The sequence below is a fragment of the Brevibacterium sp. FAM 24630 genome (genome assembly GCF_049804075.1).
In the GTDB taxonomy this organism is placed as follows: Bacteria; Actinomycetota; Actinomycetes; order Actinomycetales; family Brevibacteriaceae; genus Brevibacterium.
This window is the reverse complement of sequence record NZ_JBNBZD010000007.1, coordinates 13,222-27,866: the sequence shown is the minus strand read 5'-3', so window position 1 is coordinate 27,866 and position 14,645 is coordinate 13,222. Positions and strand designations below refer to the sequence as shown.

16 protein-coding genes and 1 tRNA gene are annotated in these 14,645 nt (G+C 66.0%); 14 read left to right on the top strand and 3 right to left on the bottom strand.

All coding sequences use genetic code 11. The features are described 5' to 3' along the window. Position 1 precedes the first annotated feature (1 nt). From ACPUD7_RS07220 to ACPUD7_RS07195, 6 genes are all read left to right on the top strand, one after another. Complete coding sequence (locus ACPUD7_RS07220; protein ID WP_425119509.1) at positions 2-1,291, top strand: glutamate-5-semialdehyde dehydrogenase; 1,290 nt, start codon at positions 2-4, stop codon at positions 1,289-1,291. 175 nt (positions 1,292-1,466) lie between these two features. Beyond that, complete coding sequence (locus ACPUD7_RS07215) at positions 1,467-1,628, top strand: hypothetical protein (protein WP_167854366.1); 162 nt, start codon at positions 1,467-1,469, stop codon at positions 1,626-1,628. A gap of 1 nt (position 1,629) precedes the next feature. After that, entirely contained in the window at positions 1,630-2,235 is a 606-nt protein-coding gene (gene nadD / locus ACPUD7_RS07210) for a nicotinate-nucleotide adenylyltransferase (protein WP_135538543.1), read from the top strand. Beyond that, complete coding sequence (locus tag ACPUD7_RS07205) at positions 2,228-3,790, top strand: hypothetical protein (protein WP_425119508.1); 1,563 nt, start codon at positions 2,228-2,230, stop codon at positions 3,788-3,790. The genes nadD and ACPUD7_RS07205 overlap by 8 nt, the downstream gene beginning before the upstream one ends. A 37-nt stretch (positions 3,791-3,827) precedes the next feature. After that, the gene (rsfS, locus tag ACPUD7_RS07200) at positions 3,828-4,205 is read left to right on the top strand and encodes a ribosome silencing factor (RefSeq protein ID WP_240689652.1); all 378 of its coding nucleotides are present in this window, start codon (positions 3,828-3,830) and stop codon (positions 4,203-4,205) included. Continuing rightward, positions 4,202-4,798, top strand: a complete 597-nt coding sequence (locus tag ACPUD7_RS07195) for a histidine phosphatase family protein (RefSeq protein WP_425119507.1) — start codon at positions 4,202-4,204, stop codon at positions 4,796-4,798. The genes rsfS and ACPUD7_RS07195 overlap by 4 nt, the downstream gene beginning before the upstream one ends. Positions 4,799-4,840: 42 nt before the next feature. On the opposite strand, the gene ACPUD7_RS07190 is transcribed toward ACPUD7_RS07195, so the two are convergent. Beyond that, positions 4,841-6,022, bottom strand: coding sequence for a glycosyltransferase family 4 protein (locus ACPUD7_RS07190; protein WP_425119506.1), 1,182 nt, complete (start codon positions 6,020-6,022; stop codon positions 4,841-4,843). A gap of 122 nt (positions 6,023-6,144) precedes the next feature. Here ACPUD7_RS07190 and ACPUD7_RS07185 point away from each other — a divergent pair, with 122 nt between their 5' ends. The 6 genes from ACPUD7_RS07185 to ACPUD7_RS07160 are packed head-to-tail and all read left to right on the top strand — an operon-like array spanning position 6,145 to position 12,028. After that, positions 6,145-9,177, top strand: coding sequence for a DUF4040 family protein (locus ACPUD7_RS07185; protein ID WP_425119505.1), 3,033 nt, complete (start codon positions 6,145-6,147; stop codon positions 9,175-9,177). Then, positions 9,174-9,506, top strand: a complete 333-nt coding sequence (locus tag ACPUD7_RS07180; RefSeq protein ID WP_135538531.1) for a sodium:proton antiporter — start codon at positions 9,174-9,176, stop codon at positions 9,504-9,506. Before ACPUD7_RS07185 ends, ACPUD7_RS07180 begins: the two co-directional genes overlap by 4 nt. Continuing rightward, positions 9,503-11,020, top strand: coding sequence for a monovalent cation/H+ antiporter subunit D family protein (locus ACPUD7_RS07175; RefSeq protein WP_425119504.1), 1,518 nt, complete (start codon positions 9,503-9,505; stop codon positions 11,018-11,020). Before ACPUD7_RS07180 ends, ACPUD7_RS07175 begins: the two co-directional genes overlap by 4 nt. After that, positions 11,017-11,388, top strand: a complete 372-nt coding sequence (locus ACPUD7_RS07170) for a Na+/H+ antiporter subunit E (RefSeq protein ID WP_425119503.1) — start codon at positions 11,017-11,019, stop codon at positions 11,386-11,388. The genes ACPUD7_RS07175 and ACPUD7_RS07170 overlap by 4 nt, the downstream gene beginning before the upstream one ends. Next, positions 11,385-11,645, top strand: a complete 261-nt coding sequence (locus tag ACPUD7_RS07165; RefSeq protein WP_135538526.1) for a monovalent cation/H+ antiporter complex subunit F — start codon at positions 11,385-11,387, stop codon at positions 11,643-11,645. The genes ACPUD7_RS07170 and ACPUD7_RS07165 overlap by 4 nt, the downstream gene beginning before the upstream one ends. Beyond that, positions 11,645-12,028: a cation:proton antiporter gene (locus tag ACPUD7_RS07160; RefSeq protein WP_425119501.1), complete on the top strand. Its 384-nt coding sequence runs from the start codon at positions 11,645-11,647 to the stop codon at positions 12,026-12,028. Before ACPUD7_RS07165 ends, ACPUD7_RS07160 begins: the two co-directional genes overlap by 1 nt. Positions 12,029-12,040: 12 nt before the next feature. Here ACPUD7_RS07160 and ACPUD7_RS07155 read toward each other — a convergent pair whose 3' ends face one another. Both ACPUD7_RS07155 and ACPUD7_RS07150 read right to left on the bottom strand, forming a co-directional pair. Then, positions 12,041-12,763, bottom strand: coding sequence for an alpha-ketoglutarate-dependent dioxygenase AlkB family protein (locus tag ACPUD7_RS07155; protein ID WP_425119500.1), 723 nt, complete (start codon positions 12,761-12,763; stop codon positions 12,041-12,043). A 54-nt stretch (positions 12,764-12,817) separates the two neighbouring features. Continuing rightward, positions 12,818-14,029: an NAD(P)/FAD-dependent oxidoreductase gene (locus ACPUD7_RS07150; protein WP_425119499.1), complete on the bottom strand. Its 1,212-nt coding sequence runs from the start codon at positions 14,027-14,029 to the stop codon at positions 12,818-12,820. Between the two features lie 151 nt (positions 14,030-14,180). Between ACPUD7_RS07150 and ACPUD7_RS07145 the strand changes: the two genes are divergently transcribed. Both ACPUD7_RS07145 and ACPUD7_RS07140 read left to right on the top strand, forming a co-directional pair. Further along, positions 14,181-14,253, top strand: a tRNA-Ala gene (locus ACPUD7_RS07145). A 38-nt stretch (positions 14,254-14,291) separates the two neighbouring features. Next, a complete protein-coding gene (locus tag ACPUD7_RS07140) occupies positions 14,292-14,645 on the top strand; it encodes a DoxX family protein (RefSeq protein ID WP_135538518.1) in 354 nt (117 codons plus the stop codon).

Sequence of the window (14,645 nt, the reverse complement as noted above, 5' to 3'; positions counted from 1 at the left end):
CATGAGCGCTGCAGCCGAGATCCACCCCAAGACTGTGCGCGGCGTGACCCGGATCGCGCGCAATGCCAAAACCGCATCGAGCCTGCTGGCCACGACCTCGACGGCCGACAAGAATGCCGCCCTGCACGCCATCGCTGAGGCGCTGCGGACCCATACCGACCGCATCGTCAAGGCCAATGACGCCGACATCGCCGCCGGCACCGAGAACGGAATGAGCGAAGCGCTGCTCGACCGCCTCCGTCTTGACGCCGATCGCATCGCCGCGATCGCGGATTCGGTCGAAGCCGTCATCGACCTCTCCGACCCCGTCGGCGACGTCGTCCTCGGCCGAACCCTGCCCAACGGCATCAAGCTTACCCAGACGCGAGTGCCGATGGGCGTCATCGGAGCCATCTACGAAGCCCGGCCGAACGTCACCGTCGACATCGCCGTGCTCGCCCTGAAATCGGGCAACGCCTCGGTGCTGCGCGGAGGTTCGGCAGCGCAGAACTCGAACGCGGAGATCATCTCCGTCCTCCGCGGCGCCGTCGAATCGGCAGGGCTGCCCGCCGACACGATCAACGGCATCGACCAGTACGGCCGTGAGGGAGCGAACGTGCTCATGAACGCCCGTGACTTCGTCGACCTGCTCATTCCCCGAGGCGGCGCCGAACTCATCAATATGGTCGTGCAGGAATCGATCGTGCCCGTCATCGAGACCGGCGTCGGCAACGTCCACATGTTCGTCGACTCCACGGCCACGGTGAAGACCGCCGTCGACCTCGTGCTGAATTCGAAGACGCACCGGCCCAGCGTCTGCAACTCCCTCGAGACGCTGCTCGTCCATGAGAAAGCGGCCAAACGGGTGCTGCCGAAGATCCTCGAACGCCTCGATCAGGCCGGTGTCATCGTCCACGCCGACTCCGATGTCTCTGCCCTGGCCCCCTCGACGATGAAGGTCCGCCGGGTCTCACGGCGCGACTGGGCCAAGGAATACCTCGGTCTGGAGATCGCGATCAAGCTCGTCACCGGGATCGAAGAGGCCATCGACCACATCCGCGCCTACAGCTCCGGGCATACCGAAGTCATCGTCACGAAGGACCTCGACAATGCCGACACCTTCGTCGCCGCGATCGACGCCGCGGCCGTCGGGGTCAACGTCTCCACCCGATTCACCGATGGGGGAGAGCTCGGCTTCGGAGCCGAGGTCGGCATCTCCACGCAGAAGCTGCACGCTCGCGGTCCGATGGGCCTCGAGCAGCTGACGACGACGAAGTGGGTGATGATGGGCAACGGACAGATCCGTTCCTGATTCCCAACCGGGGCGAAACCGTCACGATCGGAGCCTCCCCGGCCCCGCATCGGCGGATTCGAAACCGATCGAAGTCATGTCGATGCCGAATAACGGGGTCGTTCATGAGAAAATGAGAGAACAGTGAAACCGGCGCGCACTTTCCGCGTCGGAGGAAATGAGAAGGAGTAATCACGTGAACGCAGCCATCTTGGCAGCCGCGGCCGAAGGTGCTGAGCATGCAGCCCACACCGAGCTGCCGATGGATCCGATCTGGTTCGGACTCACCACCCTGGCGATCTTCCTCACGATCGGCATTGTGACTCGGTCGTGGAAGGGCATCTCGCACCGCCACTGATATGGCAGAGCACAGACGCAGAGTCGGTGTCATGGGCGGCACCTTCGACCCCGTCCACCACGGCCACCTCGTCGCGGCAAGTGAGGTCCAAGCGACCTTCGACCTCGACGAGGTGGTTTTCGTCCCCACCGGACGGCCGTATCAAAAGGACGTCGAAGAGGTCACCAGCGCCGAACACCGGTACCTGATGACCGTCGTCGCCACCGCATCGAATCCACGCTTCACCGTCTCTCGCGCGGACGTCGACCGCCCGGGTCCGACCTACACCATCGATACGCTGCGGGATCTGGCCCGCAGCTACGGTTCGGATACAGAGTTGTTCTTCATCACCGGCGCGGACGCTTTGGCTCAGATCCTGACGTGGAAGAATGTGGATGAGCTGTTTTCCTTGGCACACTTCGTCGGGGTCAGCCGCCCCGGGCACGAACTCCATGGTGAGGGACTCCCGGTGGATCGGCTGAGTCTCGTGCAGATTCCGGCGCTGGCGATATCGTCCACGGATTGCAGACAACGGGTGATGGACGGCGCGCCTGTCTGGTATCTCGTACCGGACGGCGTCGTGCAATACATCGCGAAATACGAGTTGTACAGGAGTGAGAATGGCTGAGGAGCAGTTCACGTCACGTCGAGCCCGGCGCGAAGCCGAACGGCAGGCGGCGGAACAGGCGTTCGAGGCACGAGCGGTTCCTGAGCAGCCGCAAGAGGCCCCGAACTCTCGCGCCGATCTCCTCACCCCGGCGTCGCCGAAGAAGCCCGAGACCCCGCCGGCACCCCGTGAGGAAGCCGGCGATGCAGGCACGTCCGACACGGGTGCACCCGAGGCTGAGGGCGACCACGCCGCGAGCTCCCGCATCGATCCCGCCCCTGCGCCGCGAACCAGCCACGCACGCGGAGCCCTGGCTTCGGACCACCCGCAGGAGTCGCGGCCCCCGGTGCATGCCGAGGATCGTCTCGATCCGCAACGGGCCCCGCTGCCGCATTTCCAGTCCCGGGCCGAGAAGAAGCGCTACCTGCGCGAACACGGCCTCTCGCACTATGGCGATCTGTCGACCGGTGCCCTGCCCGTCGTCGCCGATGAGACGGAACTGGCCGAACGTCAGGCCGCCTCCGAGGGTCGACTGACCGGTCCGCTGCCCGAGATCGCCGAGGCCGGCGAGGACGCGCCTGCCGAGAGCACCCCTGCGAAGTCTTCGCCCACTGTGACAGAGTCCGCCGCGGCAGCGGTCGACGACGACGCATCCGGCGAGACGACGACCGCGGACTCCGACCCCGCCTTCGGCGAAAGCTCGGAGAGCGAGCCCCTGGCCGAACACGAATCCTACGATGCCGCCGGGTTCGGCGGAGCCACCGAGGAAGTCGCCGCACGCGACTTCGAAGCCCCGGTGACCGCCGACTCCGCCCCGCGGCCGACGTCCCGTGAGAGCGAACCCTACGATGCGCTCTCGATGCCGTTCTCCGCTCTCGACGAGGACGCCGTCGACGAGTCCCCGACGACGCCGGGTACCGACGCACCGGCCGCGGGCTCGACCGAGACACCGGCTCCGGGCTCGACCGATGCCGCGGCGTCGGGCGAGACGGACGGTGCTGATTCGGCTGCCGAAGCACTGGGGAGTGAAGAACCTGCCGCGAAGGACGAACCCACTGAGAAGACCGAGGTTGGACAGTCCGAACAGGACGGGCCGGAACCGGCCTCCCGTTCGCGCCGGATGCCGATCGTCCAGCCGCCGTCGACCTCGGGCGTGCGTGTCGTCACCGCGGCCTCGGCGCAGATCCCCACGACCGACGAACCCGGCACCGCTGAGGAACCGACCGCAGCGTCGGCCGGCACCGAAACGGCATCGGCAGACGATGCGACGAACCGTGAGGCGAACACCCCAGCTCACGAGCCCGGATCCGATGATGCGGCACGGGCACTGGCTGCGAACCCGGAGACCCGTCCTATGGACGCCGTCCCCGAAGCCTGGGCTCTGCCGAACAGCGACTACGAAGACGAGGAGACGGAGAACCCACCGGGAACCCGCATCCCCGCCAGGTCGGTGACCGGACACGACGGGCAGATCCTCATGGGGGAAGAGCCCTCGAAGATGCCCTACATCATCCTCGGGATCGCCGCTTTCTTCGCGCTGGCCCTCATCGTCGTCGCCTTCATCATGTTCCAGTGACACCACCTGCATTCCTGCATCCATGCGAAAGGATCTTGTGAGCGAGATCGCCGATTCCACTCAGCTGCTTCAGACCGCCGCGAAAGCCGCGGACGAGAAGCTCGGCACCGACATCATCGGCCTCGATGTGAGTTCCACGCTCTACATCACCGATGCCTTCCTCATCATCTCCGCCGACAACGAACGCCAGATCGATGCGATCATCGACTCCGTCGAAGAGGCCGTCCAACGCGAACACGACCGCACACCGCTGCGGCGTGAGGGACGCGGGGGCGACTGGGTCCTGCTCGACTTCGGAGAGATCGTCGTCCACGTCTTCTCCGCCGAACAGCGCGAGTACTATGCGCTGGAGCGACTGTGGAAGGACGTGCCGGTCATCGACCTGAACCTGCCCGAACCCGACGCAGACGAATGACGAAGACCGTCCTGTTCTGGCGCCATGGTCAGACCGACTTCAACGTCGAGGGGCGATTCCAGGGACAGTCCGATGTGCCGCTGAACGACACCGGTCGCGCTCAGGCCGCTGAGGCCGCCCGTAGGCTCGCCGAGTTCGCCCCCGAGCACATCGTCTCCTCAGACCTCTCCCGGGCCGCGGAGACCGCTGATATCCTCGCCTCGCTCGTCGGCCTCGCATCATCCCGTGACGCTCGTCTGCGCGAAGCCGCCTTCGGCGAGTGGGAAGGATCGACCCGCGCCGAGGTGGGCCTGACCTGGCCGTCCGAACTCGCCGACTGGGTCTCCGGTGCCGATGGCGCACCCCCGGGAGGAGAATCCCGGTCCCGATCGGGCAACCGTGTCGCCGCTGCCATCACCGACATCGTCGAATCGGCGACCGCCGAGACGATCGCCATCGTCGCCCACGGTGCCGTGCTCCGCGGGGCCGCGGAGATCCTCCTCGACATGACCGGCACCGGTCGCATCGGCGTGCTCGGCAACTGCGGGCACGGAGAGTTCGGCTGGTCCGAACGCGGATGGGTGCTGCGCAGCTGGGGCACGAACACCCGCTGAGCCCGTTCCCTGCGTCCGACGGACCGGTCGGCAATCCCGGCCTCAGCTCCTCGATTCCCGCTCGTCGGCACCGCCGATGCGCTTCGTCGCACCCGTTGTCCGTTCGGCAGCGACCGAACGGATGAGCTCGACGAGAGCCGCAGCCGAGTCGGCCCAATCGAATTTCTGCGACTGGACCAGGCCCGCCTGTGACTGCTTCTCCCAAGTTCCCGCGTCGGTGAGCCGGGTGATCGCCTCCGCAATCGAGCGCGGATCCTCCTGGTCGAAGTACACCGCCGCCGCACCGGCGATCTCATTGAAGATCGGAATGTCCGAGACCGCGACCGGAACCCCCTGCGCCATCGCCTCGATGACGGGCAGACCGAAGCCCTCCTCGCGGGATGCCGTGACGAGTGCTGTCGCCTCGTCGAGGAGTCGAGCATAGTCCTCTTCGCTGATCCCGCGATGGAACACGACCTTCGCCCGGTCGGGGATGAGCGACCGCAGCTGCGCTTCTCGGCGTCCCTCGATTCTGCTGGCGATGTGCAGGGTCCATCCCGGCAGGTGTTCGAGTGCGCGGATGAGTGCTTCGACGTTCTTGTACGGCAGGAAGGCGCCCATATAGATGAGCGTCTTCGCATCGCTGCGGTTCACGGTCCGCGTGCTCGCCGCGGCCACCTCGGCGGCGTTTGAAACCACAGCCACCGGCTTGGTGGTCAGGTGGTGGGCGGCGATGAGGTCCTTCGTCGTCTCGGACACGGCCGCGACGGCATCGGCTCGGTTGAGCAGAAGCCGCTGCGGAGTGTAGCTGAGGTGGTAGGCCCGCCACAGCAGACGGATCGGCAGCGGGAGATCGCCCGGCGGCTGCGGATGCGAATAGTAGATGAGGTCGTGGATGGTGAGGATGAGGCCGTAGCGACGTCCGAAGGAGCCCATCGTCTGCATTGTGGAGAACACGACATCGGCCCCGAGGGCGTTGAGCCTGCCGGCGACGGCGACCTCGGCGGGGGAGGTGGGGTCGTTGAGTTCGACCCATCGACATTCCGGCAGCAGGGCCAGCTGCGCCCGATCGCTGATGATGGCGGTGACGTCGATATCCGTGTCCTCGACGGCTTCGAGGAGAGCCGCGAGGAGGCACGCGCCGTAGCGGGAGATTCCGTCATGATGCGTTGTGCGGGTGAAGCGCGCGTCGAAGAACACCGACAGCCGCGACTCGGGCCGAGGGGTCATTGTGCTTTTGCTCATGGAACTCCGAGTCGATAGTCTGATTCTTCGTAAGTCTACGATAATCAGTATTCGCACATCGCGATGAAGGATCAGTGAGTGAAGGAACCATCACCTGCGTCTGCGGCCGCTGAGGGCCGGTCATGATCCTCACTCTCATCGCACTCGCCGCGCTCGTCGTCATCACCCCGGGCATCACTCGGTTCGCCGGCCGGGCGAGCGGCTGGCCGCTGGCGGTCGCCTATCTGGGCGTCGCCGCACTATTCACACCCACCGCCGCCGAGGTGATGGCCGGGAACACCCCGGAAGCGGCCTACCCGTGGATTCCCCGGTTCGGCGTGGACCTCGCCCTGCGAGCCGACGGGCTCGGCGTCGTCTTCACCTACATCGCGCTCATCATCGGGGCGGTCGTCTTCGCCTATTCGACGAAGTACCTCCCGCACGGACGGAATACGAGCTTCTACTGGCTGATGGTGATCTTCACCTTCTCCATGGTCGCGCTCGTGCTCAGCAATGATGTGCTCGTGCTCTTCGTCTGCTGGGAACTGACGTCACTGGCCTCGTTCTTCCTCATCGCTCGCTCCGGCTCCCCCGGACAGGCACCGGCGCTGCGGACGATGTTCTTCACCTTCATCGGCGGACTCAGTCTGCTGGTGGCCACCGGAGTCATCATCGCGGTGACCGGCACGACGCATCTGAGCGAGGCGATCGGTTCCCCGGTGTGGGCGGGCCAGCCTGAGGTGACGACCGCTGTCGCCGTGCTCATCGGCATCGCCGCTATGACGAAGTCCGCACAGTTCCCCTTCCATTCCTGGCTGCCCGATGCCATGGCCGCAGCCACGCCGGTCTCGGCATATCTGCACGCCGCAGCGGTGGTCAAGGCCGGAATCTTCCTCATGCTGCGGTTCTCGCCGACCTTCCACGCCACCCCGGCCTGGAACATCCTGCTCATCACCGCTGGTCTCTTCACCGCCTGCCTGGGCGGGTGGTTCGCCCTCAACCAGCACGACGTGAAGAAGCTCATGGCCTATTCGACGGTCTCGCAGCTCGGCCTCATCACCGCCGTCATCGGCGTCGGCACCGAAGCCGCGATCGCCGCAGCCACCCTGCACGTCATCGCCCACGCCCTGTTCAAATCCGGTCTGTTCATGATGGTCGGCGTCGTCGACCACCTCGCAGGCACCCGCGACCTCGCGCGGATCCCGAAGCTCAGACGCAGCGCTCCGGCCGCGTTCGTCGTGCTCATCATCGGCTGCGGCTCGATGGCCGGGATTCCGCCGCTGCTCGGCTTCGTCTCCAAGGAATCCCTGTTCACCGCCCTCGGCGAGGCGCCGGGCGGTCCATGGGCCGGCTGGTTGGCTCTGCTCATCGCAGCGGGCGCCTCAGTGCTCACCTTCGCCTACTGTGCGAAGACAGTGTGGGGCAGCTTCATCGACGGTAGCGAACCCGAACCGCGGCAGATCCACCGGGGGTCGGCGGTCATGCTCACGGCCGCCGCAGTGCCGATCCTCGCTTCGATTCCGCTGAGCTTCGTCCTCTTCGTCTTCGACAACCCGCTCGACCAAGTGGTGCGGGCGGCGATGCCCGAATCCGCGGGATCGGTGCATCTGGCTCTGTGGCACGGTTTCACCGCCGAACTCCTCGCCTCGGGCCTCATCATCGCCATCGGCGTCGTCATCATCCTCCGCCGCTCCCGCGTGTTCGCGTTCTTCCACCGGGCCACACCGCCCTTCGACGGAGCGAACGTCATCGACGGCCTCAATGCGGGCCTGCGCCGTGTCGGTCACGGACTCGGTGTGTTCGTCCGCCCGATGAACTCCGGACCCTACCTGGCGATCTCCCTGGGCGGACTGAGCCTGCTGGCCATCTGTGCGATCCCCCTCGTGTACCCGAGTCTGCCGCCGCTCGAGCAGGGACTGAGCCGACCGGTGGACATCATCCTGCTGATCCTCATCACCGTCGCGGTGCTCGTCCTGTGCACCTCCCATTCCCGTCTGACGACCGTGGTCGCGCTCTCGGCGATCGGCATCCTCGCCACCGTGCAGATCCTCGCCCTCGGTGCTCCCGACGTCACGCTGACCCAGCTCCTCGTCGAAGCGATGACGATCATCGTCATCATGCTCGTGCTGCAGAAGCTGCCTCGCTCGTTCTGGCGCTATCCGAAGCGCAAGCAGTCCCCGCGTCTGATCCTGGCGATCATCGTCGGCGCGGCGATGACCGCTCTCACACTCGTCCTCAACGGGCGCCGGGAACGCTCCGATCTGGGCCGGTACTACCTCGACCATGCCCCCGACATCAGCGGCGGGAAGAACATCGTCAACACCATCCTCGTCGAATTCCGTGCCCTCGACACCCTGGGAGAGCTGACGGTGCTCGGCATGGCCGGCATCGCGATCGTCGCCGTGATGTCGACAGTCAAGGACAAGTTCATCGACCCGCCGGCCGAGAACATTCCCGAGCCGCCGCGGCCGCCCTGGGTGTCGATCCGCCCGAAGGGCACCACCGCCTATCGCGCCGTGCACGAGGCCTGGCCGAACGTCATCCCGCTGCAGCTGACGATCAAGGTCCTCGGCCCTCTGCTGGCGGTGACATCGCTGATCGTGTTCTGGCGCGGACACAATTCGCCCGGCGGCGGGTTCATCGCCGCGCTCATCGGTGCGGCGGTCATCGGCTTGGCCTACCTGTCCACACCGAAGGACCGGGCGATCGGTCCGCCGCGCGCGCCCCTCTACCTCATCGGTTCCGGCGTCGGCGTCGCCGTGGTCACCGGCATCATCGGTCTGCTCTTCGCCGGATCGTTCCTCAAGCCCATGCACATCGAATTCGCCGGACAGCATTGGACGACGTCGATGCTCTTCGACCTCGGCGTCTACCTCGCGGTGCTCGGACTCATGCTGCTGTCGTTCAACCTCCTCGGCGTCTCGGACTCCGCTGCGACGCCGGCCGGCGACGATGTGCTCACCAACGGCATCATCCGCCGCGACGTCGAACGCACCCGTGAACGCGCCGACGAGCTGCTCTACGGTGAGCTCAGCGGGCCGATGGAAGCCATCCGCGGAGAGCGGCCCGACCGCAGCCGCCGCAGTGTGGAGACCGCGCAGGAGAAGAAGGTGCGCGCCACCTCGACGCATATCCTCCACGGGGACCCACCCGTCGACGGAGAGGAGGAAGCATGATTCTGGCACTGACGATCGGCGTCCTCACCACCGGCGGCGTCTACCTCATGATGCAGCGGTCGATGGTCCGGGGAGTCTTCGGGCTCACCCTCATCTCACATGCCGCGAACTTCATTCTGCTCTCGGCCGGAGTCGGAGCATGGCGAGGCGAACCGCTCGCCGGCCGCAGCGGCCTGGCGGAAGCGGCCGACCCTCTGCCCCAGGCCTTCGTCCTCACCGCCATCGTCATCACCTTGGCGGTGACGATCTTCATGCTCGCCCTGGCCGTGCTCGGTCATGACGACGATCAGAAACGCAGCCCCGAGACAGGGGAGGAGCGCGACTCATGAACTCCGCCCTGCTTCTCCTCCTCATCGGGGTGCCGCTGCTCGCCTCGGCGCTGAGCGTGCTCATCACCTCACGCACCTTCGACCGGCTGCTGCTCCTGGCGGTCCCGGCCTTCGTGGCCATCAGCGGCATCGTGCTGCTCGGCCTCCACCGGTCCACCCCGGTGCTCGCGCATTCGGTGGGCGACTATGTGCCCGGCCTGGCGATCGTGTTCGTCTCTGACACCTTCACCGCGCTCATGCTCGCGCTCACCTCCCTGGTCGCGTTCATCAGCTGTCTGTTCCTCATCACCACGGGAGAGGACCAGTATCGGTTCGTTCCCGCGCTCATCCTCATGATGCTCACCGGTGTCTATGGGGCCCTGCTGACCGGGGACCTGTTCAACTTCTTCGTCTTCGTCGAAGTGATGATGCTGCCGGCCTACGCCCTCATCGCCGTGACCGGCACCTGGCGCAGGCTCGGCATCGGACGGCTCTATGTCATGGTCAACCTGCTCACCTCCACGATGCTGCTCATCGGAGTCGGCTTCGTCTACGGTGCCACCGGTACGGTCAACCTCGCGGTCCTCGCCGACCAGGGCAGACCGACCGGGCAGGCGGGAATCGCCCTCGGAGTGGTGCTGCTGTCGCTGCTCATCAAAGCCGGCGGCGCGCCCTTCCACGGTTGGCTCGTCCGCACCTACCCGAACACCTCGGCGGGGATGATGTCCCTCTTCTCCGGCCTGCATTCGAAGGTCGGACTCTACGCCGTCTACCGCATCTACACCACGGTCTACGGTGAACCCGCCCCGTGGGTGAACGTGCTGCTCGTCGTCGCCGTGGCCAGCATCCTCATCGGTGCGCTCTCCGGATTCGGGCAGGCGCGCGTGCGCAACGTCCTCGGGTTCCAGATGACCGCGGGCGTCGGGCACATCCTCCTCGGCGTCACTCTGCTGAGCTCAGCGGCACTGGGGGCCGGTGCCTTCTACATGATCCATCACATGATCACGATGTCCGGGCTGCTGCTCATCATGGGGGCGGTCGAACAGACCTACGGAACGGGGTCCTTCCGGAAGCTCTCCGGCCTGGCGTCCCGTGAGAGGTGGGCCACCGTGCTCATGATCCTCGGCCTGTTCTCCCTCGTCGGTCTGCCTCCGACATCGGGGCTGTGGGGCAAGGTCGGACTCATCACCGCGGCCACGGATTTCGGCGGGGGAATCGGCTGGGTCCTCGTCGCCGCGATCGTCATCGGTGCTCTGATCAGTCTCCTGGCGCTGCAGCGGACCTGGCGCAACACCTTCTGGGGACCGCCGATGCAGACCTATCGGCCCGACTCGGCCGAGACCGGCCGTGCCCCGGCCGAACCGATCCTGCGCAGCGTGCGCATCCCTGCTCGGCTGCTCGCACCCGCCACGGTGATGATCGGCGTCTCCGTCGCCCTGTTCGCCTATCCGGAGCCTCTGCTCGACCTCACGCATCGGGCGGCGACCGGACTGCTCGACCACAGTGACTACATCCAGGCGGTGCTGACACCATGATGCGTCTCGTCCACGGAGTGTCCTACCTCGGCTTCATCGTCTGGGCCATCATCACCGGTTCGGTCACCATCGTCGCCCGGCTCTTCCGTGCCGACTATGCGGAACCGATGATCGTCGAACTGCCGATGCGCTGCGCCACCGACCTCGAAGTCACCCTCTTCGCCTCATCGATCACGATCACTCCGGGCACCCTGGTCGCCGCGATCGCGGCCGGTACCAGCACGACACCTCCCGCGATCTTCGTCCACGCTCTGTTCGAGGATTCCGAAGAGGATGCCCTGGCCGGTCTGGTCGATATGGAATCACGTCTGCTCGCCATGACCCGGGGCCGGGCGCCGCGGGCCGAGCCGGAAGGAGACCTGTCGTGATCGTCGTCGTCGGCATCTGCGCCGTCATCTTGGCCGCCGCCATCATCATCGGCCTGATCCGGGTGCTCACCGCCCGCGATCAGGGTTCACGGGCAGTGGTCTCCGACCTCATCTACTTCTCCGCCATCGCGATCGTCACGATGCTCGGCATCGCCGTGTCGTCCTCGGTCGTCCTCGACGTGGTCTTTCTGGCTTCCATGGTCGGCATCCTCGCGACCATCGCCCTGTCGCGCATCCTCACGAGGGGGCACCGCTGATGAACGAAACTCTGGCTACCTCCCTCGTCGGGATCTTCGGCATCACCGGGTCGCTGCTGCTGCTCGGCTCCGCCCTGGCGATGTTCCGCGTCCGTGACGCTCTGTCCCGGATCAACGTGTTCTCACCGGCTACAGGGCTGGGTATGCCGCTCATCGTCGCCGCCGCCTACGTCTTCGACCTGCATTCCGCAGGCTTCTCCTGGTCATCCCTGCTCATGGCCGTCGTCGCCGTGCTGTGCCTGATCATCGTGTCCTCGGTGGCCAGCAATACGCTTGCCCGGTCGACCGTGCTGTCGGGGCAGCCCGTGTTCCGCAAGACCTCTCCGAACCGGTTGGCCTTCCCACCGGAAGGCGTGATCGACGTCGAATCCGAAGAGGCGTGAAGCCGGTCGTCGTCAGTCTCGACCGGTCGTGCGCATGGTGATGTTGATCCTGCCCCCGCCGAGGTGGTCCAACCGTCCGTGGTCCGGCGCGGTTGCCGCACGGATCGACTGCACCCCATGGAAGGCGAAGCGGGCCGGCCCGCCGAAGACGAACGCATCGCCGGACGCTAAGCGCAGGTCTGTGAACGGGCGGTTGCGGGTCTCCGAGTTGCCGAACCTGAACAGGCAGGTGTCGCCGAGGGACAGAGAAACGACCGGGGCGGGATCGAATTCGTCCTTGTCCTGGTGCATGCCCATCTTCGCGTGCGCATCGTAGTAGTTCACAAGCGCCACATCCGGGTGGTAATCCTCGGGAGCGAACCCCCAGACCCCGGCCGCATCCGGCCCGAATCCCGCGCTGTCGTCGACGACCTCCGTCGCCGCCTGCAGCACCTGACGGCCCAGCCGCTTCATCCAGTCGGGAAACGGCAGCACGAATTCTCTGTTGACATCGTCGGCCCGGCGATCGTAGCGTCCCGGCCGCCAGTGCCAGCCCAGTCCGATCGTCTGCACACTCATCGGGTGACCGGCGATCACCGTGGCATGCGGCGGGACCGGACCGGCCTGCCACTCGGCGTAGCGGGCGATGATCCATGACTGCGCCTCGGGACCGAGGAAACCCGGCAGCCAGACCGCTCCGGGGGCGACGATCTCGGGCCGGCGGTCGAAGGCCTCATCAGCGAAGAGCGATTCCATGCCTACCAGGATGCCAGAGGCAGCTCCAGGGCGCGTGCCTCCGGCAGGGGCGGTTCACAGCTGGCCGACCGGCACCTGCTCATCGGCCAGCCGTTCGGCTGAGACCTCCTTGCCGATGAGAGCCCGCAGCTCATCACCGAAGTCCCAGATGTTGACATTCATCGCCGCCGAGACGCGGCCGTCGCGGAGCCAGAACACGATGAATTCTCCGCCGGCCCGGTCACCGCGGATGACGACTTCGTCATCGGCGCCGCCCCGACCCACGTATTCCATGCCGAGGTCGAACTGGTCGGTGTAGAAATACGGCTGCCAATCATAGGCCTTGGACCCGCCGGTGACCGTCGAGGCTGCGACCTCGGCCTGCCGCACCGCGTTGTCCCAGTGCTCGATCCGCAGTCGCTCTTCGCGGAGCACATTGTGCGCATTCGCGATGTCGCCGATGGCCAGGATGCTGCCGTCAGAGGTGCGCATGTGTTCGTCGACGATCACCCCGTCGTCGACCGTCAACCCCGCCGAGGCGGCCGGACCGGTGGCCGGATCCGCACCGATGCCGACGACAACGAGGTCGGCAGGGACGCTGCCCGCGCTCGTCTCGACGACTTCGACGGAATCGGAACCGGTGAAGGCGGTCGTCTCCGCCTCCTTGATGAACTTCACCCCGTTCTTCCGGTGCAGCTGTTCGAAGTGCTCACCGATCTCATGGCCGAGAACCGAAGACAGCGGGGGAGCGTCGGTGTGGAGGATGACGGTGACGTCGCAGCCCCGGGTCTTCGCCGCGGCCGCGACCTCGAGGCCGATCCACCCTCCGCCGATGACGGCGACTCTCTTGCCCTCGCCGAACTGGGAGCGGATGGCCACGGCATCGCCGGCGTCGCGGAGTGTGTGGATATTGCCGAGCTGGGTCCCCGGAACGTCGAGTGTGCGCGGTGTCGATCCAGTGGCGAGGATCGCCTGCCCGTACTTCAGTTCTTCACCGGAGTCCAGAGTCACCGTCTGTCCGGTGGGGTCGAGTGCGGCGACGGGGGAGCCGAAGAATGTCGACACATCATGTGCTGCGTACCAGTCGTCGCCGCGCAGTGCGGACTCGGCTGGGTCCGAGTTTTCGAGCATGACTTTCTTCGACAGGTCAGGACGGTAGTAGGGAGCGGCGGGATCGGCTCCTACCAGAGCGACGGACCCTGCGTATCCGGAGTCTCGCAGCGACTCGACGACGGTTCCTCCGCCGATGCCTGCGCCGATGACGACGGTTCCGAATTCCTCTGCCATAACACGTCCTTTCATAGAGGGGACCTGCTCACGACTGTACTCGTCTCACCGAGCAGTCTCCAGGGATCCGTGCCCAGGTGAGGCGGTGTTCGAACAAGACAGTCGTCGTTTTGATCTGCGGCGGGCAGGCGGCGTAAGCTGAAGAGCGCAAGGGGCTATAGCTCAGTTGGTAGAGCGCTTCGTTCGCAATGAAGAGGTCAGGGGTTCGAATCCCCTTAGCTCCACTCGTCGTCCCGACACCAGCCGCAGAGGTGGCCCATCAGTGAAGATCCAGACAGCGATCATGGCAGGGCTCCTCGGCACGGCGGGAATCATCCATTTCGCCCGGCCGAAGCCTTTCGACGCCATCGTTCCGCCCCGGCTGGGCAATCCGCGATTCTGGACCTATGCCAGCGGTGTCGCCGAACTCGGATGTGCCGGACTCCTGGCCGTTCCGTCTACGCGGCGCCTCGGCGGTGCCGCGTCCGCAGCGCTCATGATCGGTGTGTTCCCCGCCAACATCTACACCGTGGTCAAACATCGGGACGAGCCGAAAGCCCGCGCGATCGCACTCGCGCGCCTGCCGCTGCAGATCCCGTTGGTCTGGATGTCGAAGGGCATTGCAGCCGGCTCCTGA